Source organism: Homoserinimonas sp. A447, assembly GCF_054489325.1.
Genome location: NZ_JBTMWW010000001.1, coordinates 179,197 through 200,654 on the forward strand (window position 1 = coordinate 179,197; position 21,458 = coordinate 200,654).

A 21,458-nucleotide genomic window follows, 5' to 3' on the forward strand; every position below is an offset into this window, starting at 1 on the left:
GCCTTAACGGCCCGTACGCCATCTCGAGGCGTGGACCCGAAACAAATTGGAGTTAATCGGTGGCCAATGTTCTAGAGCGAGTCCTTCGTGTCGGCGAGGGTCGCACCCTCCGCAGGCTGCAGCGCTATGCCGCAGCCGTGAACCAACTCGAAGACGACTTCACCGAACTGACCGACGACGAGCTCCGCAACGAGACCGTGGAGCTGCGCGAACGCTACTCGAACGGCGAGTCGCTCGACGACTTGCTGCCCGAAGCGTTTGCCGCCGTGCGCGAGGCCGCCAAGCGCACCCTCGGCATGCGCCACTTCGACGTGCAGCTGATGGGTGGGGCAGCCCTCCACCTCGGCAACATCGCCGAGATGAAGACCGGTGAAGGTAAGACCCTGGTCGCAACCCTTGCCGCCTACCTGAACGCGATCACTTCCCGCGGTGTTCACGTCATCACCGTCAACGACTACCTGGCCAGCTACCAGTCAGAACTGATGGGCCGCATCTTCCGCGCCCTCGGCATGACCACCGGATGCATCGTCTCCGGCCAGACCCCCGCCGACCGCCGCGAGCAGTACGCCGCCGACATCACCTACGGCACCAACAATGAGTTCGGCTTCGACTACCTGCGCGACAACATGGCCTGGCAGGCCAGCGACATGGTGCAGCGCGGCCACCACTTCGCCATCGTCGACGAGGTCGACTCCATCCTCATCGACGAGGCCCGCACGCCGCTCATCATCTCCGGCCCATCCTCAGGGGAGGCCAACCGTTGGTTCGCCGAGTTCGCGAACCTGGCGAAGCGACTGGTTCCGGATGTCGACTACGAAGTTGACGAGAAGAAGCGCACCGTCGGCGTGCTGGAGCCCGGCATCGAGAAGGTTGAAGACTACCTCGGCATCGACAACCTGTACGAGTCGGCCAACACGCCACTGATCTCGTTCCTCAACAACTCGATCAAGGCATCCGCCCTGTTCAAGAAGGACAAGGACTACGTCGTCATGAACGGCGAAGTGCTGATCGTCGACGAGCACACCGGCCGCATCCTGATGGGCCGCCGCTACAACGAGGGCATCCACCAGGCGATCGAGGCCAAGGAGGGTGTCGCGGTCAAGGCAGAGAACCAGACCCTCGCCACCGTGACCCTGCAGAACTACTTCCGCCTCTACAAGAAGCTCTCCGGCATGACCGGTACGGCCGAGACCGAGGCTGCCGAGTTCATGAGCACCTACAAGATCGGGGTCGTGCAGATCCCGACCAACAAGCCGATGGTTCGCATGGACAAGTCGGACCTCGTGTACAAGAACGAGGAGGCCAAGTTCGGCCAGGTCGTCGAAGACATCGTGAAGCGCCACGAGAAGGGCCAGCCGGTTCTCGTCGGAACCACATCGGTGGAGAAGAGCGAGTACCTGTCTCGCCTGCTCGCCAAGCGCGGAGTGCGCCACGAAGTGCTGAACGCGAAGAACCACGCCCGTGAGGCCGCGATCGTCGCCCAGGCCGGGCGTCTCGGCTCCGTCACCGTCGCCACCAACATGGCCGGCCGTGGAACCGACATCATGCTCGGTGGAAACGCCGAGTTCCTCGCCGTCTCCGAGCTCAACCGGCAGGGCCTCAGCCCGGCCGAAACGCCGGAGGAGTACGAGAAGGAGTGGGACCCGGTATTCGAGCGCGTCTCGGCCGAGGTCAAGAAGGAGGCAGACAAGGTCATTGAGGTCGGTGGCCTCTACGTGCTCGGCACCGAGCGCCACGAGTCCCGCCGCATCGACAACCAGCTGCGTGGCCGGTCCGGACGTCAGGGCGACCCCGGCGAGAGCCGCTTCTACCTGTCGCTGACGGATGACCTGATGCGCCTGTTCAACTCCGGCGCAGCCGAAGCACTGATGGGTCGTAGCAACGTTCCGGACGACCTGGCCATCGAGTCGAAGGTGGTGAGCCGTGCCATCCGCAGCGCCCAGTCGCAGGTGGAGTCTCGCAACGCGGAGATCCGCAAGAACGTGCTCAAGTACGACGACGTCCTGAACCGCCAGCGCGAGGCGATCTACGGTGACCGCCGTCACATCCTCGAGGGTGATGACCTGCAGGACCGCGTGCAGAAGTTCCTCGACGACGTGCTGAACGAGCTCATGGACGAGCACACCGCCGAGGGCCACGCCGACGACTGGGACCTGGACGCCCTCTGGACCGAGCTGCGCACCCTGTACCCGGTGTCCATCTCCATCGACGAGGTGCTTAGCGAGGCCGGATCGCGCGGTCGGGTGACCCGCGACTTCCTGGGCAACGAGATCCTCTCCGACGCGAAGGTCGCCTACCAGAAGCGCACCGACACGCTAGGCGAGCCGGCCATGCGCGAACTGGAACGCCGCGTCGTCCTCTCGGTGATCGACCGCCGCTGGCGCGACCACCTCTACGAGATGGACTACCTGAAGGACGGCATCGGCCTTCGTGCGATGGCACAGCGCGACCCGCTGGTCGAGTACCAGCGCGAGGGTTTCGTGATGTACCAGACCATGATGGGCCAGATCCGCGAGGAGACCATCGGGTTCATGTTCAACCTGGAGGTCGAGGTCACGCAGGGCGGAACCACCGCCGCGGCCCCGATCGTCGCCGCGAAGGGGCTGACCGGTAACACCACGCCGGCAACCAAGCTCAGCTACTCGGCTCCGGCAGAAGCCGGTGGTGTCGAGGTGCGCAACCAGCGCGGACAACTCGACCAGGCGTCAACCGCGAAGGCGCAGAAGGCAGCGGATGCCGTCAGCCCGGCCTTCAGCACCCAGCAGGGCAAGACGGCGCAGGCCGAGCAGCCGGCAGCGCGTGGCGCGTTCGGGCAGAACACCGGTGGTGGGGCAGCCGCCCCGATCAACCGGGCCGAGCGTCGTGCGCAGGAGAAGCGCGCCAAGAAGTAGGTGTTCGGTGGAGCCGGCCGACTGCAGGGTATCGAGGGAAGTTACAGCACGTTGATGGCGGTCGCGCGCCAGCGGCTGTCGAGGCCCTCGAGGCGAATCGCCACCGCGCGGGTCCTCGCTCGCCCGCGGACAATGACCACGGCTTCGACGATCCCGTCCTTCGGCTCGCTGAAGACAGTCGAGCCGATAGCGAAATTCGGTCGGGCCACCGGCTGATTGCGTGCCCGCCTGGCCCGCGCCGACAGGACGACACGCTTGAGAAGGTGCCGATACACCTCATCACTCACCCAGCGCGAGATTTGCTCCAGTTCGCGGGCGCCCGCGAGGATCTCAATGACGCACCGGGTGAGGTTCTCCAGCAGCGGGGTCGGGTCGGGAAGCGTCGAGGTCGTGGTCGGCTGCCGCCCGAAGAACTCGTCCGACTGAAACGGGGCGTGGATGACCTTGCTGGGGAGGCTGGTTGCCCGGCTGCTGAGCGTAACGGTGGCAGTGGCGGTCGACGCAGCGCTCATCAGGTCACTTTCCAGTAGAGAGGAAGCGGGCCGGGCGCGGATGGCGTCTACCCCCGAATGGGGGCGGTCCGACTCGGATGTGACTCAACCAGTGTTTCGAGGAATAGTCCACGCCCCCATTTCGGGGCTGTGGATAACCTCGCCCCGGTGTCGCACCCGCTCGATACGTTCACTGCATGCGATGGGACAACCTGTTTGACGACCTGGAGAGCCAACTCGAGCATGAGTTGACTGCGGAAGACATCGACCTGCGGGCAGAGGAAGAGCGGCTGCGGCTGGGGAGGATGTCCATCCGCGACCGGCTGGCGGCGCTGCACGGTGCCGAATCTGCGGGGGAGGACTGCACCATCCGCCTGCTGCTTGCCGACGGACAGCCGATCGTGGTGCATCCGGTCGCTCTCGGCAAGGACTGGCTCTCCGCCGACCTGCTCGACGATTCCTCGAGCCGTCGGCAATGCATCATTCCGCTCGCCGGGGTCAGCGGGATTGTGCTGCGACCGGAGCAGGTGGCCGGCAGCCTCACCTCGACGGACGGCGGATCTGGTCCTCGCGAACTCTCGGCGCGCTTGAGCCTCGCGTTCGTGTTGCGCGACCTGTGCCGGCGGCGCCAGGCCCTCGACCTCGAACTGCTCACCGGCACCATTCACGGAACCATCGACCGGGTCGGCAGGGACCACGTCGACCTGGCGCTGCACGAGAGGGGCGCGCCGAGGCGGGAGTCCGAGGTGAAGCAGCACCGCATCGTGCCGCTCGCGCAACTGCGGCTGGTCCGGCTCTGAGCTCGCCAGCGGCTGTCCCTTCGGCGAGCTCAGGGAGCGGGGTTCGCTCAGGATGGTCAGCCGCGGGAGAACTCGGTCACATTGCCGAAGTCGGACTGGTTCCACAGGCTCATGCGCCGCGACTCCTCGTACATCGCCTGGATGTACGTCTCGAGCACCATCCGCTCGACACGCCAATGTCCGCCGGCACCGATCTTGATCGCCGGGAGCTCACCAGAACGCACCAGGGCATACGCCTGGCCGGCCGAGATGTTGAGGATCTCCGCGGTGTCCGCCAGCGTCAGGAAACGCCCCAGCGCCCCAACACCCGCGAGGTCTGCGCCCTCGGTGCCGTTCTCATCCATGCCTCTATTGTGCGCGAGCGCGCCCATCCAGTGCCGGGCTGTGGATAACTTTCCCGCGCAGCGCGAACGACCGTAACCATTAACCGACACGGCAGACACGACCGATGGAGACGACGGATGACACCCAAAGCCGAACAACGCGAACGAACGCCGCGCTCGTTCTGGTTCGATCCCCGCTTCGCGATCGGCATCGTGTTGGTCGTGGCTTCCGTTGCCGGCGTACTCGTGGTCGTCGCATCCGCGGACCAGACGACCACCGTCTACGCCGCCCGCGCCGTGCTCAGTGTCGGCGACCGCATCGGCGCGGATGACCTGGTCGAGCAGAGCGTCCGGCTGGGCACGGTCACCGGCAAGTACCTGGACGCGGATGCGATCCCGTCCGACGGGCTGATCGTCACCCGCACCATCGCCGAGGGCGAACTGGTGCCGTCGTCGGCGGTGGGCAGCACGGCCGGGCAGCGGCTGGCATCCGTCGTCATCGCCGTGACCACCCAGTTGCCGCGATCCGTCGATGCGGGTTCCGTGGTCGACGTCTGGGCGGCTCGGGAAGGCGACTCCGGGCTGTTCGGCCCGCCATCCGTTCTCGTCCCGTCGGCCACCGTGGTGCAGGTGATCGAGTCGGACAGCATCATCGCCGGCTCCGCCGCCGTCAGCGTCGAACTGCTGGTGCCTCGCAATCGCACCGCACGGATGCTCGAGGCATTGGCCAATGCAGATGCGCTCTCGCTGGTGCCGGTGAACCTCCCGATGACCGCGTCGGCGAAGGGCTGACGATGAGCGCGCTCGCGATTGCCGTCCCCGTTGCGGTCGAAGATCGGGTCAACGCCGAGCTGGTCAGGCACGGACATGAGGTGGTTGCCCGCTGCGACAGTGCCGACGAGCTGGCATCCGTTCTCGCGCTGTCCGGTGCGGAGCGCGCACTGGTCGCGGCCGAGCCCCGCTACCTCACCGATCGGCTGATGGTGGAGGCGGATGCGCAGGGCATCCGCCTGGTCGCGCTCGCCGAGGGCGACGAGGGGTCGCGGTTCGCGGCGGCACTGGGGCTGCAGGAGGTGGTGCTGGCCGAGGCGGGATGGGACGCCGTGGAGGAGGCCCTGCGCGGCGACGGGTTGCACTCCGCGCCGCCTCTGCTCGACATGGTGGGCCAGGTCATCGTCGTCTGGGGCCCGGCCGGGTCGCCCGGGCGGACCACCATTGCTGTCAACCTGGCGGCTGAACTCGCTGCTGCCGGGCACACCGTTGCGCTCGCCGATGTCGACACCCACAGCGGGTCGGTCGCCCCGACCCTCGGGCTTCTCGATGAGGCGCCCGGGTTCGCCGCTGCCTGTCGCCTGGCCGGGGCCGGCGGCCTCGACCTGCAGCAATTGGAGCGGATCGGGCAGCGCTACCTGTCCGCCCACGGCAGTTTCTGGGTGCTCACCGGGATCGGGCGTCCGAGCCGGTGGCCGGAACTGTCGGCCGGGCGGGTGGGAGCGACCTTGCGCGAGTGCCGCAACTGGGTGGACTACACGGTGGTCGACACCGGCTTCAGCCTGGAGAACGACGAGGAGATCTCCAGCGACCTGCACGCCCCGCGCCGCAACGCGGCAACCATCGCGGCACTGCGAGAAGCAGATCACGTCGTCGCGGTGGGAGCGGCCGACCCAGTCGGGCTCTCCCGATTCCTCCGCGCGCACGTCGACCTGGTGGAGGCGGTCGTCACCGACCGGGTCACCGTCGTGATGAACAAGGTGCGCACCGGAGCGATCGGCCCGAGCCCGGCAGCCCAGGTGAGCAGCTCGCTGGAACGCTTCGGCGGTATCACCTCGCCGGTGATGGTTCCCCACGACCAGGTTGCGCTCGACGCTGCCATCCTGAGCGGCAAGACCCTACTCGACACCGCCGCGAAGAGCCCGGCTCGGGTGGCGATCGGAGAGCTGGTCACCGCACGGATCCTCCCACCGCCGGTGGCGGCACCACGACGCAACTGGCTGGGTCGTCTGGTCAAGGCCGGCTGAGCATCCCCAGGTTCAACCCTCCAGGGGCACAACCTCCAGTTTGTCGCCAGCACCGATCACGACGAGCACCCGGCGTGCACTGACGCCCTCCAGTGCAGCCGCCAGCTGATCCGTGCCCACGGTGCTGACCGCAGCATCCGCCCGCACCCACAAGGTGACGGAGGCGCCGATGGTGTCGTCGATCCAGCGCCGAAGCGGCTCAGGGTCCGACCCGGTCACCAGGATCACCTGGCGGATGGCGGAAGCTGCAGGGCCGATCGGTTCAGCGTTCCGTTGCGCGCGCCTCCAGACGGCGAAGTGGTACCCCGCTACCAGCAGCGTCGCGGCGAGCAACCCGACGGGCGCGCGCACCCGGTCGAGAACGCTCTCGCCACTGACGTCGGCGAGGCCGAGCTCGAACAGCCGGAACGCGATCAGGATCAGGGTGATGAGGGCGACCAGCGCGCTGACGCCGAAAACGGCCACCAGGTACACCCGCCGACCGGTCGTCGTGCGCTGGTCGTCCTGGGAGAGCGGCTTCCAGAACAGCCACCAGGCCGGACCGCCGACAACCAGCGCGCTCACGCCGCCGAGCAGGAGTGCGCGCAGCCCTTCCTCGGCGAGGGGCGTGCCGATCGCCGCCAGGAGCGAGTTCACGATCACGCCGACACCGGATGCTGCGGCAGCCAGCGAAACACCGGAGGCTACCAGCGTGGTCGCCTGGCGTACCGGTGCGACGTGGCGCGCGACAATGCCGCGGTGGTAGTGCCACACCAGTGCGCCGATCAGCGCGGCGGAGACAGCGAACCCGAGCGGGTCAATGCGTTCGAGAACCGGATCGGAAGGGTCGAACGCGAGGCGCAGCGCGACGTATAGCGTGACCGCGACGCCGGTCAGGAACAAGGCCGTCGCCCCGAAACCGGTGACCACGACCAGAACCACCTGCGCGAACCCGGTGCTCAGCCCCCGCACACCGCCGCGGAACCAATGCCACCACCAGATGAGGCCGCCGCCGAGCGCCCAGACCAGTGACTGCAGTACCGGTTGCCACCAGGGGCCGCCGATGACCACGGAGTCTCCCAGCGCATCCGTCGCCGCCGTCAGCAGGTCAGCGAACGCGGTGACCGCCGCGCCGACCCCGACGGCCAGCCCGTAGAACGAGCCGACGACCAGTGTCACCCCGTCGAGGCGCGTGGGTCCCTTGCCCGGATGCCGCAGCATCCAGCGATGCCAGAACCAGACGCCCGCCCAGACCAGACCCGTGGCGAACTCGCTCGCGAGCCACCGGCCGCCTGCCACCGCAGCGCCAGCGGAGAGCAGGGCGCTCGCCGACACGATCAACGCGACGGTCGAGGCGAACGCCAGGTACAACGCCCAGGCGACGGATGCGCGGTCCCGCTCGTCGGCAAGTCCGCGCCACACCAGCCACCACAGTCCCGCTGCCAGCGGCCCGGCGATGAGCGTGAAGGCGAGGGACTGGGCGAGCCCGGAGGAGTCGTCAATCAGTTCATTTTCGAGGTCAAGCAGCCGTCCGATGAGCCCGCTCAGGCCGATCGCCGCGGTAACCACCATGACGAACAGGAGGGTGTACGTGATCACCCGGCGCACGGTCTGCACGCCGCCGCCCGCAGCCGTGCTCACGAGGCATCCGCTTTCGGGCAGACCGTGAACTCCCACGGGGCGCTCGAAATCAGCCAGTCGTCGCCGGAGTGCTCCAGCTGGAACGCTTCCTCATATTCGTAGCCGGATCCGCCGAACGGGCCACCGCTGTAGCCGGACGCGACCAGCACCGTGACGGTGGCCGTCTCGCCGCGCTCGCGGGTCTCGACCAGGGTCAGGCGGAGGTCGGTCGCCTTGGGCCCGAAATCAACGCAGTCTTCAGCTGGCGCCGGCGCCAACAACTCGCGGGCGGCTTCGAAGTCACCGTCGATCACCGCGGCGGCATACTCCTGCACGGCGCGTTCCGGTGTACCCGGGTCGTGCAGTTCCGGCGTTCCGCGGGTGAACACCACCACCACGGCGACCACTACGAGCACGGCGATGACGGCCAGGACTCCGAGCAGCGTTCGGTCGGGTTTCGGTGCAGATGCGTCCATGGCTACAGCCTGTCGTAGTGGCCCCGGCGACGCCATCCTCAATGTGCGCGCGCCCAGCCGCCCCCGTAGGCTGTTCGGGTGTCCACCCTCTCCGAACTCGTCACCGCCCAGGGCCGCTCCAGTGACGCGGACATCGAGTGGCTCCACCTGCTGATCGGCGACTGGCAGTTGCTCGCCGACCTGGCCTTCGCCGACATCGTGCTGTGGGTGCCCACCGTCGATGGCAGCTTCGTCGCGGTCGCCCACGCCCGGCCATCCAGCTCCGCCACCCTCTTCTACCGGGACTTCGTCGGCCAGCCGATCAAGCCGGAATGGAAGAAGCAGGTGACGGATGCGTACGAGTCCTCCCAGATCGTCGACTCCGCGGCCCCGGACTGGTACGAGGAGACCCCGACCCGGGTGCGCGCGGTGCCGGTGCTGCGCAGACTGTCCGCCAGCGGAGCCCAGACCACGAAGCATCCGATCGCGGTCATCACCCGGCACACCAACCTCAGTGAAGCGCGCATGCCCAGCCGGCAGGAACTCACGTTCAACGAGTGCGCCAACGAACTGTTCCGGATGATCGCGGACGGCGACTTCCCGGACCTCGGGGCACCCACCGGTCCGCGTCGGGGCGCGCCACGGGCATCCGATGGCCTGATTCGCCTGGACGTCGACGGGTATGTCACCTTCGCGAGCCCGAACGGGCTGTCGGCGTTCAACCGCATGGGGTTCTCGGGGGAGCTGGAGAGCGAATCGCTGGCCGAAGTGACGACGTCGCTGCTCACCGGCAAGCTCGTGGTCGACGAATCACTGCCGCTGGTGGTGACCGGGCGGGCGCCGTGGCGCACCGACATCGAGTCGAAGGGCGTTACCGTCTCACTGCGGGCGATCCCGATCCGGGACCAGGGGGAGCGCGTCGGCGCGATCGTGCTCTGCCGCGACGTCACCGAGCTGCGGCACCAGGAGCAGGAGCTGATCACCAAGGATGCAACTATCCGGGAGATCCACCACCGGGTGAAGAACAACCTGCAGACGGTCGCGTCGCTGCTGCGGATCCAGGCGCGCAGGTCGCACTCGGATGAGGCGCGCGAGTCACTCAACCAGGCGATGCGACGGGTCGCCGCCATCGCGGTGGTGCACGACACGCTCAGCGAGGGGCTCAGCCAGAACGTCGATTTCGATGCCGTGTTCGAGCGAGTGCTGCTGCTGATCGCCGAGGTGGCGTCCACGCACAACACGAAGGCGCATCCGACCTTCACCGGCAGTTTCGGCAAGCTGCCGAGCGCCTATGCGACCCCGCTGTCCCTGGCGCTCACCGAGCTGGTGACCAACGCCGTCGAGCACGGGCTGGCCGGACGCGAGGGGAACGTTGAGATCGCCGCGGCGCGAACGGATGAGACCCTCACGGTTCAGGTGCGGGACAACGGCAGCGGCTTGCCGGAGGGCAAAGTGGGTTCAGGGCTCGGAACCCAGATCGTGCGCACGCTCATCCAGGGGGAGCTCGGGGGAACCATCGACTGGCACACGCTGGTCGGCAGTGGCACCGAGGTGACGATCTCGATTCCGCTGAACTGGCTCACCAAGAAGGACTAGCGCGCCAAGCGGATGCTGGAATGCTTAGGAGGCGCGGCGTGCGCGAGCTGCGCGACGCTTCAGGGCGCGGCGCTCGTCTTCGCTGAGGCCACCCCAGACACCGGAGTCCTGGTTGGTGTCGAGTGCGTACTGCAGGCACATCTCACTGACGGTGCAGCGACCGCAGACAGTCTTGGCCTTCTCGATCTGGTCCACTGCCGGACCAGTGTTCCCGACCGGGAAGAAGAGTTCGGGGTCGGCTGTAAGGCAAGCTGCTTGGTCGCGCCAATCCATGCTGTGGATGCTCCTTTGGTAAACGTGCGGGAAACGATTCTCCACGCACAGGGGTACAGAAAATTCCGGGAAGGAAAAGAAGAGGTTTTCTGGGATTTGCCCACAGCCTTGTAGGCGCTAAATCAACCTCCAATAGACTCTCATATCGGTTGTAGCAAATCAACGGTTTTGTATGGGATCTCACTGTGAATGACAAAACGCCCCCCACTGGGGTGCCGCTCAACGGAGCATCCGCGCCCCGGAAACGTCCCCCTCAGCTCGTCATTCTGCTGATCCTGTTGTTCATCGAGTTGTTGCTCGTTGGGGCTGCTGTCGTTTACCTCGTGGTCGAGTTGCTGATCGATACGCCGCAGTCGCTGCCGTCGGCGATCGCCATTCTTGTGCTCGCGGTGCTGGCCGCGATCTGGCTCGCAACGATCATCCGCCACACCATGCTTGGCCGGTCCTGGACGCGCGGGGCGACCGTGGTGTGGCAGGTGCTTCAGGCTTCGATCGGCGTGGGCAGCATGCAGGGGCTCTTCCCCCGGCCGGACCTCGGCTGGCCGCTGATCATCCTGTCGCTAGTCGTGCTGGTGCTGCTGTTCACCAAGCCGGTGCTGGCCGCCACCGCCTCCGACGATACCGACGCTGAAGACCAGCGCTAGGCGTCGAGGCCGAGCTTCTTGCGCAGCATGGCGACGTGACCCGTCGCCTTCACGTTGTAGAGAGCGAGCTCGAGCGTGCCATCCTCGCTGACCACGAAGGTCGACCGGCGGGTGCCGTCGATGAGCCTGCCGTACATCGACTTGGGGCCGTAGGTGCCGTACGCGTGATGAACGTCGAGGCTCGGGTCGCTGAGCAGCGGGAAGTTGAGGTTCTCGTTCTGCTGGAATTTCTTAAGAGCTGGCAGTTCATCCTTGGACAGTCCGAGCACCTGGTAGCCGGCGGATGCCAGTGAGTTCAGGTTGTCGCGGAAGTCGCAGGCCTCGGTGGTGCAGCCGGGAGTGCTTGCGGCGGGGTAGAAGTAGACGATGACTTTCTTGCCGGCGTAGTCGGAGAGCGATACCTGATTGCCGTCCTGGTCGCTGAGCGTGAAGGTGGGCGCAGGCTGGCCCTTCTCGAGTACGGTTTCGGCGTTGGCCATGTAGGGCTCCCTTGTGATTCGGACGGGTCTCCCTTCATGCTAATCTTGTTCACCGGTCCGCGATTTCGTGCGATCGGCCAAGCACCTCTAGCTCAATTGGCAGAGCAACTGACTCTTAATCAGTGGGTTCCGGGTTCAAGTCCCGGGGGGTGTACCAGTTACAGGGCCTGAGCCCCGTAGTTACATACTGCTACGGGGCGCAGGTGTTTTCACACATACGTTCTACGACGGTCAAGTCGTCAGAAATTCATCAGAAACCCCGCAGGCCCCGGTTGCTTCGGAGTGCTTCCCCATTCGCTTCCGGGTGGTGCCGGGAAATCCGTCCCTACATACGAGGTATGAACGAGCCCCGCCGCTACCGCGGGACTGACGGCGACTACCTCCTGCACCCATCACGCGGAGGAGCTCATCGAGCGTGAACGGTAGGCAGCGACCTCTCAACTGAGGACGTGGTGAAGTTCGCGCTCAAGCCCGGCACCTGAGGTGATCGCGCCTCGACGTTTCGCCCCGTTCCGCCGCTGGCCTCCTAGGCGCCAAACATGCACCGAATCGCATTTATATGTCGAAATAATCCGCTTTATTGAGAGGTTGAGCCAGCTTATGCTTGCCGTCAACGAGCAAGGCACCGTCGCCCTCGCACAGAACCGTTGGGAGACAACGACTTGGATCGCCATTTACTTGAGCCACTCTTCAACGCGCGGCATGTAGTCATCCTGGGGTTCTCCCGGGATCGCGCAAAGCTCAGTTTCGAGTTCCTGAGCACGCTGAGAGACTCCGGCTATGCTGGCGAAATTTCCCTGTTGGGTCGCGAGAATGGTGAGTTCGAAGGACTGCGCATCTACGCCTCGCCCGAGGAGCTCCCCGATGGCATCGACGTGGCCCTCAACCTGCTCAGCCCCGCCCAAACCGTTTTGACGCTTCCGCGCGTCGCACGCCGGGGTGTGCCGTTCGCGGTCGTCTTCACGTCTGGGTTCGCGGAGCAGGGTGCCGAGCAGGCCGATGCCCAGCAGCTCCTCGTTGAGGAGTGCAATCAGCACGGCATGCGCATCGTCGGGCCGAACTGCATGGGGATCTACAACCTCCACACCGGTCTCAACCTCACCTCGGTCGTCGAAATCCCCCGAGGTGTTGTCGGGATGGTGTCGCAGAGCGGCAACATCGCCTTCTCGCTGTGGGATCAGGCTCCGACTCTCGACATCGGATTCTCGAAGTTCGTGGGACTGGGCAACCAGGCCGACATCCCAATGCACGAGTACATCGACTATCTCGGCACGGACGACGAAACAGAAGTCATCATCCTGTACATCGAAGGGTTGAAGGAGGGTCACGGCCAGAAGTTCCTCGAAACCTGCGCTCGGGTGAGTCGGGTCAAACCGATAGTGGCGATCAAGGGCGGTCGAGGCGAAGCCGGAGGTCGGGCTGCTGAATCGCACACGGCCTCACTCTCCTCGCCTGACAGGGTATTCTCGACCCTCCTGCTTGAGGCCGGGGTGATCCAGGTGGATCACATCGAGCACGCCCTGCCAGTCGCGCAGACTCTCGTGCTCTCCCCGCCCATGAACGGCGACGACGTCGCGATCGTGGGTTCGGGAGGAGGGCACTCGACGGCGATTACAGACGAGGTGGAAGCGGTCGGGCTGGAGGTCCCAGAGTTCTCCGAAGCGGTGCAGAGCAAGCTGAGAGACCAGCTTCCCGCCTGGGCGCCCGTGCGCAACCCCGTCGACATGACCGGCGCCTTCACAAGCAACCCTGACCTCTTCGCGGAACTGACGCAGATGGTTGTGTCCCTCGATCCGCACTTCTCTGGTGCGATCAACTACGGACTTTTTGGAAGACCATCCAGCGAAAGTCATCCGGGAAGCAAGAAAAAAGACGTCGAAGGAGCTCGCCTGCTTGGTGCACTACAGAGAGAAATCGGCCGGCCCATGGTCTTCTACACGCCATACGCCAACCGCAAGAGCGACGTCCTCACGGAACTCCGCAAGTCAGGAATCCCCTGCTTCTCAACGGTCGAGCTGGCCGCGGTCGCGCTGAAGGCCCTGCGTGGGCGAGCGGTATGGCTCGCGTCTGACGGCGAGCCGCGCGAAGACTTCCGGGCAAGGCCCCCGGCGGTGTCGGCGATGGACCTCCACCTCGGAACGGAAAGTGGCGCATCTGAGCTGCTGTCTGGGTTCGGTGTGGCGTTCCCGAAGTCCGCGGTGGTGAAAATCCCCGGGGAAGTGGGAGAAGCCGCTGCGCTGCTCGGATTCCCTGTTGTGGTGAAGGGCATCGCCCCCGAAATCGCACACAAGAGCGAGTTGGGTTTGGTTCACCTCGGCATCGGCGATGTCGCCACCGCTGAGAATGCTGCAACCCGGATGTCGCACTCCGGGGTAGCGCTCGACGGGTTCCTTATCGCGAAAGACTACGGGCGAACTCGTGAAATGCTTGTGGGCGTCAGGCGTGACGCCATGCTTGGCGCTGTGGCGCTCCTCGGGTTCGGTGGCGTCTTCGCCGAAGCGGTGGATGACGTCGCGGTCTGCCTGCTTCCCGCGACCGAGGCAAGGGTGCGGACTGCTCTCGGCAGACTGTCATCGCGGGCAATGTGGTCTGCTTTCCGCCACTACGATCCAGTGGACCTGCAGGATCTCGTCAAGACGATCAACGCCCTCCACGGCGCGTTGGAATCTCGAGATGACATCGAGTCGATCGAGTGCAATCCCGTGCTCATTGTCGACGGCAAGACGATCGCAGTGGACGCGGCGATCGAACTCATGGACATCTCGGAGGAGACCGACAATGCTGCCTGACTGCGAGCTCAAGGATGAGATCCTATACATCACATTCAACCGGCCTGAAAAGCTGAACGCGTTCACGCATGAGACGTATGACTTCATTCGCGATCGTGTCACGGAGGCCAGTGACGATCCGGCTGTGCGTGCCATCGTGCTCAGAGGTCAGGGCCGGGCTTTCTCGGCGGGATTCGATCTCAGCGTCGAGGCCGGTGACAAGAGCCTGCAGGCGCAGCGGAACTCGCTGCGATCCACCAACTCCGCTCGCTGGGCGATCTGGAACTGCCGAAAGCCTGTCATCGCCGCCATTCACGGCTACTGCCTGGGCGGAGTCTTCGAGATGGTGCTGCCAGCCGACTTCACAATCGCGACCGAGGACTGCCTGCTCGGCGAGCCTGAGATCACCTTCAACGCAGGACCAGCCTTCATGATGGTGCCGTGGATGATGAATCACAAGCAGGCGAAGGATGTGCTCCTGACCGGCCGAAAAATTGCAGCCGCCGAAGCCCTGCGCATCGGCCTGGTGACCACGGTGGTGCCGAACGGGGAGCTGGATGCGGAAGTTGAACGACTGACCACCGTCATCCGAAAGCTGCCGGATGCAGCGATTACGATGAACAAGCTCGGCATCAACCGTGCCTACGAGGCGCAGGGCATGGCAGCGCACATGGAGGCCTGGGTCGACTCGGTCGTGCTCCTGCAGTCTTTCGAGGATCCGGAAACGCACGAGTTCCTTGAAACAATTCGCACCAGCGGAGCTTCCGCGGGGATTCGTCAGCGCGAGGTCCGCCTCGGCGGCGCGGCAAACGGAGAGAACTGACCCGATGCTACGTCTGATCGGCAAACATCTACTCTTAGGGGTGTTTGTAGTGTGGGCCGCCCTTTCAGCCACATTCGCTCTTGTGCGACTCAGCGGCGACCCCGTCGCGCAGATCCTGTCGAACGATGCGACCCAGGCGCAACGGGATGCGCTGCGCGAGCAGCTGGGGTTGAACAAGCCGGTCATGGCGCAGTACTTCGATTACCTGCTCGGGGTCGTCCAGGGCGACTTCGGTCGATCGTACTTCGAGACAGATTCGGTGCTCCAGATCATCTGGAGGCACTTCGAAAACACCGCAGTGCTGGCAACTGCGGCGCTCGTTATCGTTATCGTCACCGCGATTCCTCTTGGCGTCATCGCAGCCGTTAGGCGCGGAGGCGTTGTCGACCGCGGCCTCCAAATTCTTGCGGTAATGACGGCGTCGATGCCAACGTTCTGGGTTGGGCTGCTGCTCATCCAGCTCTTCGCTGTCCAATTGGGACTGTTCCCCACGTACGGAACCAAGGGTGACCTGAGTCTCGTTTTGCCCGCGACTACGTTGGCCACAGCCGCGTTTCCGAGTCTGGCGCGGCTGACCCGCTCGTCAATGCTCGACGTCCTGCAATCTCCATATGTTCGAACGGCACGCGCGAAGGGCATGCCAGAGCATCGTGTCGTGACCCGCACAATCGTGCGGAACGGGATCACACCCGTCATCTCGCTACTCGGTCTCGAGATCGGAACACTGTTCGGCGGTGCCGTGCTCACTGAGGCGGTGTTCTCATGGCCGGGTCTTGGATGGCTGGCGCTTCGATCGATCGAGCGGCGCGACTTTCCCATTGTGCAGGGCATCGTGGTCTACGTCGCGCTTATCTTCGTGGTGGTCACGATCCTCGTCGAAATCGCCGTGCGCGTGACCAATCCAAAACTGAGGACGCTGTCGTGAGTCTTGCACCCCGTACAGAGACGTTCGAGGCTGTCCTCCTTCCCAGGAAGGGCGCCGTCGGGCAGGTTGGACAGAGGCTCGCGCTGATTGTCGGGCTCGTGGTCCTCGCGCTGATCGTGATTGCGGCAGTGTTCGGACCCAGCCTCGTTCCGTCGGAAGCTTCGGAACTTGGATTGCGCGATCGGCTCCTGGAACCCGGCACCATGGGGAGCCAGATGTTCCACATCTTCGGAACGGACAGTCTCGGTCGCGACGTGCTCGGGTTGCTCATCCTTGGCGCGCGGCCAGCGCTTCTCATCTCTCTGGCTGCCGTGGGCATCGCCGCCGTTGTTGGCCTGCTCCTCGGGGTAGTCACCGGTTACGTGGGAGGCCGGGTGGGCGATTTGCTGATCTTCATCACCAACACGCAGCTCGCATTTCCGTTCTTCCTGATGGCAATAACAATCGTGGGAATCTTTCGGCCCAGCGTGCCGCTCGTCGTCGCCGTGATCGCTCTCGGCACCTGGGTTCCGTTTGCCCGCGTCACGTACACAGAGACTCTCCAGGTGCGTGAGATGGAGTTTATTGAGGCCGTCAAAGTCATGAGAGGTGGGGTGTTCCGCATCGTCGCTCGGCACATCTTCCCGAACGTGATGCCGAGCGTCATCGTGTTGGCAACACTCGCTTTCGGGACGGCCATCATCACCGAAAGCTCCCTCAGTTTCGTGGGCCTTGGTGCCCCCACTGAATTCCCCACCTGGGGTCGGATCCTCAGCGAGGGACGGGACTACGTCGCTACCGCCTGGTGGTTGACGACACTGCCTGGGGTGGCGATCTTCGTGCTCGTGCTCTCAGTCAATGTGGTCGGAGAGTCCCTTCGCGAACGGCTTGATCCGAAGCTTCGGCGAGGATGACCACTTGTCCGCCACCCCAAGAACCAAACAATGAAAGGTACTTCATGCATCTCCGCAAAGTCGCAGCAGTGACAGCCGTACTCGCGCTGACCCTGACTGCATGCTCTTCGAGCGACACCCCATCAGAACCAGCAAGCGGCGAGATCACGATTGGTGTCAGTTCCGGCATCAGCATTCTCGATCCTTCCACCAGCGCGAACAGCACAGACCTTACGATCTTCGAGCAGGTTTACGACACCCTGCTTACTGCAGACCCGGAGACCGGTGAGCTGCTTCCCAGCCTCGCGCTCGGTTACGAGCTGGTCGAGCCGACGGTCTGGGAATTCGCGTTGCGGGAAGGTGTCGTGTTCCAGGATGGGTCGCCATTCACGGCACATGACGTCAAGTACTCGATCGAACGCATCCAAGACCCAGAGCTGAACTCCACCCATGCCAGCTCAGTCGCGCTCATCACCGAGGTCATCATCGTAGACGACTTCACCGTGCAGATTCGTACCGCCGAGCCGGACCCCGTGCTGCCCCGCCACATGCAGTCTTCCGGAGGCTCGGGCCGCGTCTTCATCGTTCCTCAGGAGTATTTCGAGACCCGTACGCAGGATGAAATCTCGGACCAACCCATTGGCTCCGGCGCCTACAAGGTCGAGGAGTGGAAGAAGGGCGAGTCGATCACGCTAGTCCGGAACGAGGACTACTGGGGAGAAGCGGCAGAGGTCGAAAAGGCCACCTTCCAGTTCATCCCCGAGAACTCGACCCGTGTGAACGCGCTGCTCAACGGCGATGTCGATGTCATCGATAACGTCCCAGTTGCCGACATGGATCGGGTCGGCTCGAATGACGGCACCCAGGCGGTACGCGCGGATGGTGGCCTCGTGCACATGATCGCGCTCGATTCGCGAACCGCACCGTTCAACGACATCGAGGCGCGCAAGGCGTTCGCACACTCATTCGATCTCGATGAGATTCTCGACTCGCTTCTGGGCGACGCCGCGACGCGACTCGCGTTGCCCATCGCACCGACTGTCGAGCAGTACAACGACTCGCTGGACCCATATACCTACGACCGGGATGAGGCCGAAAAGATGCTTGCAGGGCAGACGATCAGTCTGGACACCCTGACGTCGAACGGGCGATACCTCGCGGATGCCGACATTTATGCCGCCATCAACGCCCAGATCAGCGAGGTCGGCTTCAATGTCACTCCGCAGAGCATGGAGTGGGGTTCGCTGATCGGCAAGATGGTCAGCGGTGAGGGCGGACCGTTCTTCATCATCGCGATGGACTACGGAGAGGGCGACGCATCGAAGTTCGACAGCGGCGTGCGCCCGCTTCAGTCCATCGTGCTTGACGATACCTATGAGGCTATGTTCCAGGAGTCACGCTCCGAGACGGACCCGGCGGCACGCACGGCACTGTGGAATGAAATCCAGCAGTACGTGTACGACCAGTACCTCATTGCTGGCGCCTGGCAGACGGATGCACTCTTCGGGGCATCGAGTTCGATCGATTGGGTACCCACCAACGGGTCGACCATCGACCTTTCGGACATCAAGTTGGCGACCGACTAAATGAACGCATCCAGCCCCGCTGCGGGGCCGGCACTCCGTGTCCGGGACTTGAACGTCGTGTTCAAGTCCCGGCACGGGGCGGTCCACGCGGTTGACCAGGTCACGTTCGACGTCGGAGTGAATGAAATTTTCGCCGTCGTCGGGGAGTCTGGTTCAGGCAAGTCGACCATTGTGAATGCCATAACCGGGCTGTTGCCCCAGAAGGCTGAAGTATCGGGGACTGTTTCGCTTGGAAGCACAGAAATTCTTTCTCTGAAGCCCGGGCAGCGCCGCCTGCTTTCAGGAGAGCGCATCGCACTCGTAAGCCAGGACGCACTCGCTGCACTCAACCCAAGCACCACCGTCGGATTCCAGATTGCCGAGACCTTGATGGTGCGCCGCCGCCAATCCCGTCGCGCCGCATTCGCGAGGGCCGAGGAATTGCTCGACCTGGTCGGGGTTTCCAGACCAAAGGAGGGGTTGCGGGCATACCCGCACCAGTTCTCCGGAGGGATGCGGCAGCGTGCGCTCATCGCCGTCGCCTTGTCCCTCGAGCCGGAGCTTCTCGTCGCAGATGAGCCGACGACTGCTCTTGACGTCACCGTTAAGACCCAGATCCTCGATCTCTTGCTCTCTCTCCGCGCCCAGCTGGGAATGTCGGTGCTCCTGGTGACCCATGACATGGGAGTGGTAGCCCGCGTTGCGGATCGAATGCTGTTGATGGGTGACGGCAACATGTTGGAAATGGGTGACGTCGACTCGGTGTTCCACAACCCGACACATCGGAAGACCGTCGAACTGCTGTCCGCTGTCCCGGTGATGCCGCAGGGCTCGTACGGCACGCACACAGAAGGAAATGAGCGATCGTGGCCGAACTGATCCCGCAGGATGACGGAGTGGTGCTTGAGGCGGAGTACCTGACGAGAGATTTCCGAGTTTCCCAACCGTGGCCCAAACGGCCGAAAACCTTCACCGCGGTTGATGGTGTCAGTCTTCTTCTCCGCCGCGGAAAAACGCTTGGAATCGTTGGCGAATCCGGGTGCGGCAAGTCGACTTTGTCGAGGATGCTCGCCGGAACGCTGGCGCACACATCGGGTCGCATCCTCATCGACGGGCAAGACATCGGGGTCGCGCCGCGGCGCTCCCGTGCCGCCGCCCTTCGCAGAGTGCAGATGATCTTTCAATCGCCGTACACGTCGCTCAACCCGAGAATTTCGATCGCGCGAGCTGTCGCGGAACCCCTTACCGTTCGGGGTTTTCGGGTTCCGGCTTCGGTATTGAAAACACGCCTTGCCGAGGTGCTCGACCACGTGGGGCTGACAGCGAAACAGGCTAGCCGATTTCCCCATGAGCTGTCGGGCGGACAGCTGCAGCGTGCTGGCATCGCACGCGCACTGATTGCCAAGCCCGCGATCGTCATTTGTGACGAGCCGACCTCGGCATTGGACGTGTCAATCCAGTCACAGATTCTCGACCTCCTCACAGAACTGCAGCGAGAGACCCAGGTGTCGTACGTCTTCGTGTCGCACGACCTGGCAGTCGTCGCCTCGCTCGCCCACGACATCGCGGTGATGAGGGGCGGGTCCGTTGTCGAGTATGGAGCGACGGAGGCGATCGTTCGCACGCCGCAGGAGGAGTACACAAAACTGCTGTTGTCGAACGTGCTCCAACCAGACCCGACTGTCTATCGCGGACTGAAGTCCCAGGTTGTCGCGCACTGACTAGGTGGTGAGGTCCTCACGGACGATCTGCTGCAACTTGCGGATGCTTGTCACTGTTCCTTCGTCGGACGAGCGCCGATACGCCCAGAAGAGGGTGCGGTCAGGTGGGGGCTCGGCGAGCAGGAATGCGGGGAAGCCTTCCGCAGCCAGTCCACGCGCCACGGACTCAGGGACGACACTCCATCGCTGCGGCGTACTCAGGAACGTCGACAGCATGTGTGCCGAGTCGACGTCTGCGATATAGACGCCGGCGGGCCAGTGACGTGCATGCCAGGACTGCCATTGGCCGAACCATCCGATGTACACCTGATCCATCGGGTCCAGATCCGTGACCGAGATCGGGGTCGACTTGTCGGGTTGCAGCAACGTGTCATTCGTCTTGCCGCGAACAACCCGGAACCCCTCCGAAAGGAGTGGCTCCGACACGATGTCTCGAGCCAGGGTCGGGAAGCCCACCACAGTGAGATCGATTTGGCGCTCGCGGAGGTGCTCGATGTCTAATCGCCCAATCCGAAGCTTGAGGCGAAACAGCGAATGGTCAGCAACCCGCTGCAGCGACCCGCGAAGATTATAGGCGGCAACGCTCGGCGGTACTCCTACCTTGAGCGTTTCTACCTCCGTTGAAACCCCGGACATTCGCTCATCAAGCTCTACCCACTCATGCGCCAGTGATTCAAAACGCCTGCCGGCGACTGTGAGTTCAACTCGGCGGACGCCCCGCGAACGTTCGACGAGTCGGACCCCTAGCTCCTCTTCGAGGGCATCGAGTCTGTGACTCACGGCCGAAGGAGACACATACAGCGCCAGCGCGGCCCCCGCCAGGCTCGACGTGTCGACTATGGCCAAGAACGTCTCAATAACTGTCTTGTCCATGCCGCCCATTATCCATGTCGATCCCTTCAGGGTGATGATCGTGAGTGATTTCGGGTCGCTGCCCGTGGCATCCGTCCAGCGGGTACCTATGCTCCAGCAACTTACCGACGAGAATCGGCAGTGCGATCAAATGCGCGACTTCGCGGCGCTCCCCGTTGTGAAGATCGCGATGATTGAGGGGTACTGCTTCGGTGCAGGTGCCAGCCTCGCCAGCACGTGCGACGTGCGGTGTGCCGTCGAGAATGCTACCTTCCGGATGCCCGGGCTGGATGTGAGGCTTGCGATTGGGTCGGCCGCGATGGCTCGGCTCGGCTCGGCGTGAGGGAGCCAGACGTGCGCGAT

Annotated in this window: 21 protein-coding genes and 1 tRNA gene; 15 read left to right on the forward strand and 7 right to left on the reverse strand. The window is 64.2% G+C overall.

Annotated elements, in window-relative coordinates; genetic code table 11:
- Window positions 1-59 precede the first annotated feature (59 nt).
- Window positions 60-2,891 carry a preprotein translocase subunit SecA gene (gene secA / locus ACX3O0_RS00865; RefSeq protein ID WP_459106455.1) on the forward strand — a complete coding sequence of 944 codons (2,832 nt, stop codon included), beginning with the start codon at window positions 60-62 and terminating at the stop codon, window positions 2,889-2,891.
- A gap of 41 nt (window positions 2,892-2,932) precedes the next feature.
- Here the strand turns inward: secA and ACX3O0_RS00870 are convergent, their stop codons facing one another.
- The gene (locus ACX3O0_RS00870; protein WP_459090164.1) at window positions 2,933-3,403 is read right to left on the reverse strand and encodes an Rv3235 family protein; all 471 of its coding nucleotides are present in this window, start codon (window positions 3,401-3,403) and stop codon (window positions 2,933-2,935) included.
- A gap of 176 nt (window positions 3,404-3,579) precedes the next feature.
- Here ACX3O0_RS00870 and ACX3O0_RS00875 point away from each other — a divergent pair, with 176 nt between their 5' ends.
- The gene (locus ACX3O0_RS00875; RefSeq protein WP_459106456.1) at window positions 3,580-4,182 is read left to right on the forward strand and encodes a hypothetical protein; all 603 of its coding nucleotides are present in this window, start codon (window positions 3,580-3,582) and stop codon (window positions 4,180-4,182) included.
- A 56-nt stretch (window positions 4,183-4,238) separates the two neighbouring features.
- On the opposite strand, the gene ACX3O0_RS00880 is transcribed toward ACX3O0_RS00875, so the two are convergent.
- The gene (locus tag ACX3O0_RS00880; protein WP_459090168.1) at window positions 4,239-4,526 is read right to left on the reverse strand and encodes a helix-turn-helix domain-containing protein; all 288 of its coding nucleotides are present in this window, start codon (window positions 4,524-4,526) and stop codon (window positions 4,239-4,241) included.
- Between the two features lie 117 nt (window positions 4,527-4,643).
- Between ACX3O0_RS00880 and ACX3O0_RS00885 the strand changes: the two genes are divergently transcribed.
- Both ACX3O0_RS00885 and ACX3O0_RS00890 read left to right on the forward strand, forming a co-directional pair.
- The gene (locus ACX3O0_RS00885; protein WP_459106457.1) at window positions 4,644-5,297 is read left to right on the forward strand and encodes an SAF domain-containing protein; all 654 of its coding nucleotides are present in this window, start codon (window positions 4,644-4,646) and stop codon (window positions 5,295-5,297) included.
- Between the two features lie 2 nt (window positions 5,298-5,299).
- The gene (locus ACX3O0_RS00890; RefSeq protein WP_459106458.1) at window positions 5,300-6,523 is read left to right on the forward strand and encodes an AAA family ATPase; all 1,224 of its coding nucleotides are present in this window, start codon (window positions 5,300-5,302) and stop codon (window positions 6,521-6,523) included.
- Window positions 6,524-6,535: 12 nt separating this feature from the next.
- Here the strand turns inward: ACX3O0_RS00890 and ACX3O0_RS00895 are convergent, their stop codons facing one another.
- A complete protein-coding gene (locus ACX3O0_RS00895) occupies window positions 6,536-8,143 on the reverse strand; it encodes a DUF5671 domain-containing protein (RefSeq protein WP_459106459.1) in 1,608 nt (535 codons plus the stop codon).
- Window positions 8,140-8,598 (reverse strand): nuclear transport factor 2 family protein, encoded by a 459-nt coding sequence (locus ACX3O0_RS00900; RefSeq protein ID WP_459090176.1) that lies wholly within the window; start codon window positions 8,596-8,598, stop codon window positions 8,140-8,142. The genes ACX3O0_RS00895 and ACX3O0_RS00900 overlap by 4 nt, the downstream gene beginning before the upstream one ends.
- A 78-nt stretch (window positions 8,599-8,676) precedes the next feature.
- Here ACX3O0_RS00900 and ACX3O0_RS00905 point away from each other — a divergent pair, with 78 nt between their 5' ends.
- Window positions 8,677-10,173: a sensor histidine kinase gene (locus ACX3O0_RS00905; RefSeq protein WP_459090178.1), complete on the forward strand. Its 1,497-nt coding sequence runs from the start codon at window positions 8,677-8,679 to the stop codon at window positions 10,171-10,173.
- A 24-nt stretch (window positions 10,174-10,197) separates the two neighbouring features.
- On the opposite strand, the gene ACX3O0_RS00910 is transcribed toward ACX3O0_RS00905, so the two are convergent.
- Window positions 10,198-10,446 (reverse strand): WhiB family transcriptional regulator, encoded by a 249-nt coding sequence (locus ACX3O0_RS00910; protein ID WP_459090180.1) that lies wholly within the window; start codon window positions 10,444-10,446, stop codon window positions 10,198-10,200.
- 185 nt (window positions 10,447-10,631) lie between these two features.
- On the opposite strand from ACX3O0_RS00910, the gene ACX3O0_RS00915 reads away from it, so the two are divergent.
- Complete coding sequence (locus ACX3O0_RS00915) at window positions 10,632-11,090, forward strand: hypothetical protein (RefSeq protein ID WP_459106460.1); 459 nt, start codon at window positions 10,632-10,634, stop codon at window positions 11,088-11,090.
- On the opposite strand, the gene bcp is transcribed toward ACX3O0_RS00915, so the two are convergent.
- Window positions 11,087-11,569 (reverse strand): thioredoxin-dependent thiol peroxidase, encoded by a 483-nt coding sequence (gene bcp, locus ACX3O0_RS00920; RefSeq protein WP_459090184.1) that lies wholly within the window; start codon window positions 11,567-11,569, stop codon window positions 11,087-11,089. The genes ACX3O0_RS00915 and bcp overlap by 4 nt on opposite strands.
- Window positions 11,570-11,650: 81 nt before the next feature.
- On the opposite strand from bcp, the gene ACX3O0_RS00925 reads away from it, so the two are divergent.
- The 8 genes from ACX3O0_RS00925 to ACX3O0_RS00960 all read left to right on the forward strand — a co-directional run bounded on the left by ACX3O0_RS00925 (window position 11,651) and on the right by ACX3O0_RS00960 (window position 20,243).
- Window positions 11,651-11,726, forward strand: a tRNA-Lys gene (locus ACX3O0_RS00925).
- A gap of 505 nt (window positions 11,727-12,231) precedes the next feature.
- The gene (locus ACX3O0_RS00930; RefSeq protein ID WP_459106461.1) at window positions 12,232-14,358 is read left to right on the forward strand and encodes an acetate--CoA ligase family protein; all 2,127 of its coding nucleotides are present in this window, start codon (window positions 12,232-12,234) and stop codon (window positions 14,356-14,358) included.
- The gene (locus ACX3O0_RS00935; RefSeq protein ID WP_459106462.1) at window positions 14,348-15,160 is read left to right on the forward strand and encodes an enoyl-CoA hydratase/isomerase family protein; all 813 of its coding nucleotides are present in this window, start codon (window positions 14,348-14,350) and stop codon (window positions 15,158-15,160) included. Before ACX3O0_RS00930 ends, ACX3O0_RS00935 begins: the two co-directional genes overlap by 11 nt.
- A gap of 4 nt (window positions 15,161-15,164) precedes the next feature.
- Entirely contained in the window at window positions 15,165-16,085 is a 921-nt protein-coding gene (locus ACX3O0_RS00940; protein WP_459106463.1) for an ABC transporter permease, read from the forward strand.
- Window positions 16,082-16,978: an ABC transporter permease gene (locus ACX3O0_RS00945; protein ID WP_459106464.1), complete on the forward strand. Its 897-nt coding sequence runs from the start codon at window positions 16,082-16,084 to the stop codon at window positions 16,976-16,978. Before ACX3O0_RS00940 ends, ACX3O0_RS00945 begins: the two co-directional genes overlap by 4 nt.
- 44 nt (window positions 16,979-17,022) lie before the next feature.
- Window positions 17,023-18,543: an ABC transporter substrate-binding protein gene (locus tag ACX3O0_RS00950; RefSeq protein ID WP_459106465.1), complete on the forward strand. Its 1,521-nt coding sequence runs from the start codon at window positions 17,023-17,025 to the stop codon at window positions 18,541-18,543.
- Window positions 18,544-19,401 carry an ABC transporter ATP-binding protein gene (locus tag ACX3O0_RS00955; protein ID WP_459106466.1) on the forward strand — a complete coding sequence of 286 codons (858 nt, stop codon included), beginning with the start codon at window positions 18,544-18,546 and terminating at the stop codon, window positions 19,399-19,401. It begins immediately after the preceding gene.
- Entirely contained in the window at window positions 19,389-20,243 is an 855-nt protein-coding gene (locus ACX3O0_RS00960; protein WP_459106467.1) for an ABC transporter ATP-binding protein, read from the forward strand. Before ACX3O0_RS00955 ends, ACX3O0_RS00960 begins: the two co-directional genes overlap by 13 nt.
- Here ACX3O0_RS00960 and ACX3O0_RS00965 read toward each other — a convergent pair whose 3' ends face one another.
- Window positions 20,244-21,125, reverse strand: coding sequence for a LysR family transcriptional regulator (locus ACX3O0_RS00965; protein ID WP_459106468.1), 882 nt, complete (start codon window positions 21,123-21,125; stop codon window positions 20,244-20,246).
- Between ACX3O0_RS00965 and ACX3O0_RS00970 the strand changes: the two genes are divergently transcribed.
- Window positions 21,115-21,438, forward strand: a complete 324-nt coding sequence (locus ACX3O0_RS00970) for an enoyl-CoA hydratase-related protein (protein WP_459106469.1) — start codon at window positions 21,115-21,117, stop codon at window positions 21,436-21,438. The two genes, ACX3O0_RS00965 and ACX3O0_RS00970, sit on opposite strands and share 11 nt — an antisense overlap.
- Window positions 21,439-21,458 lie beyond the last annotated feature (20 nt).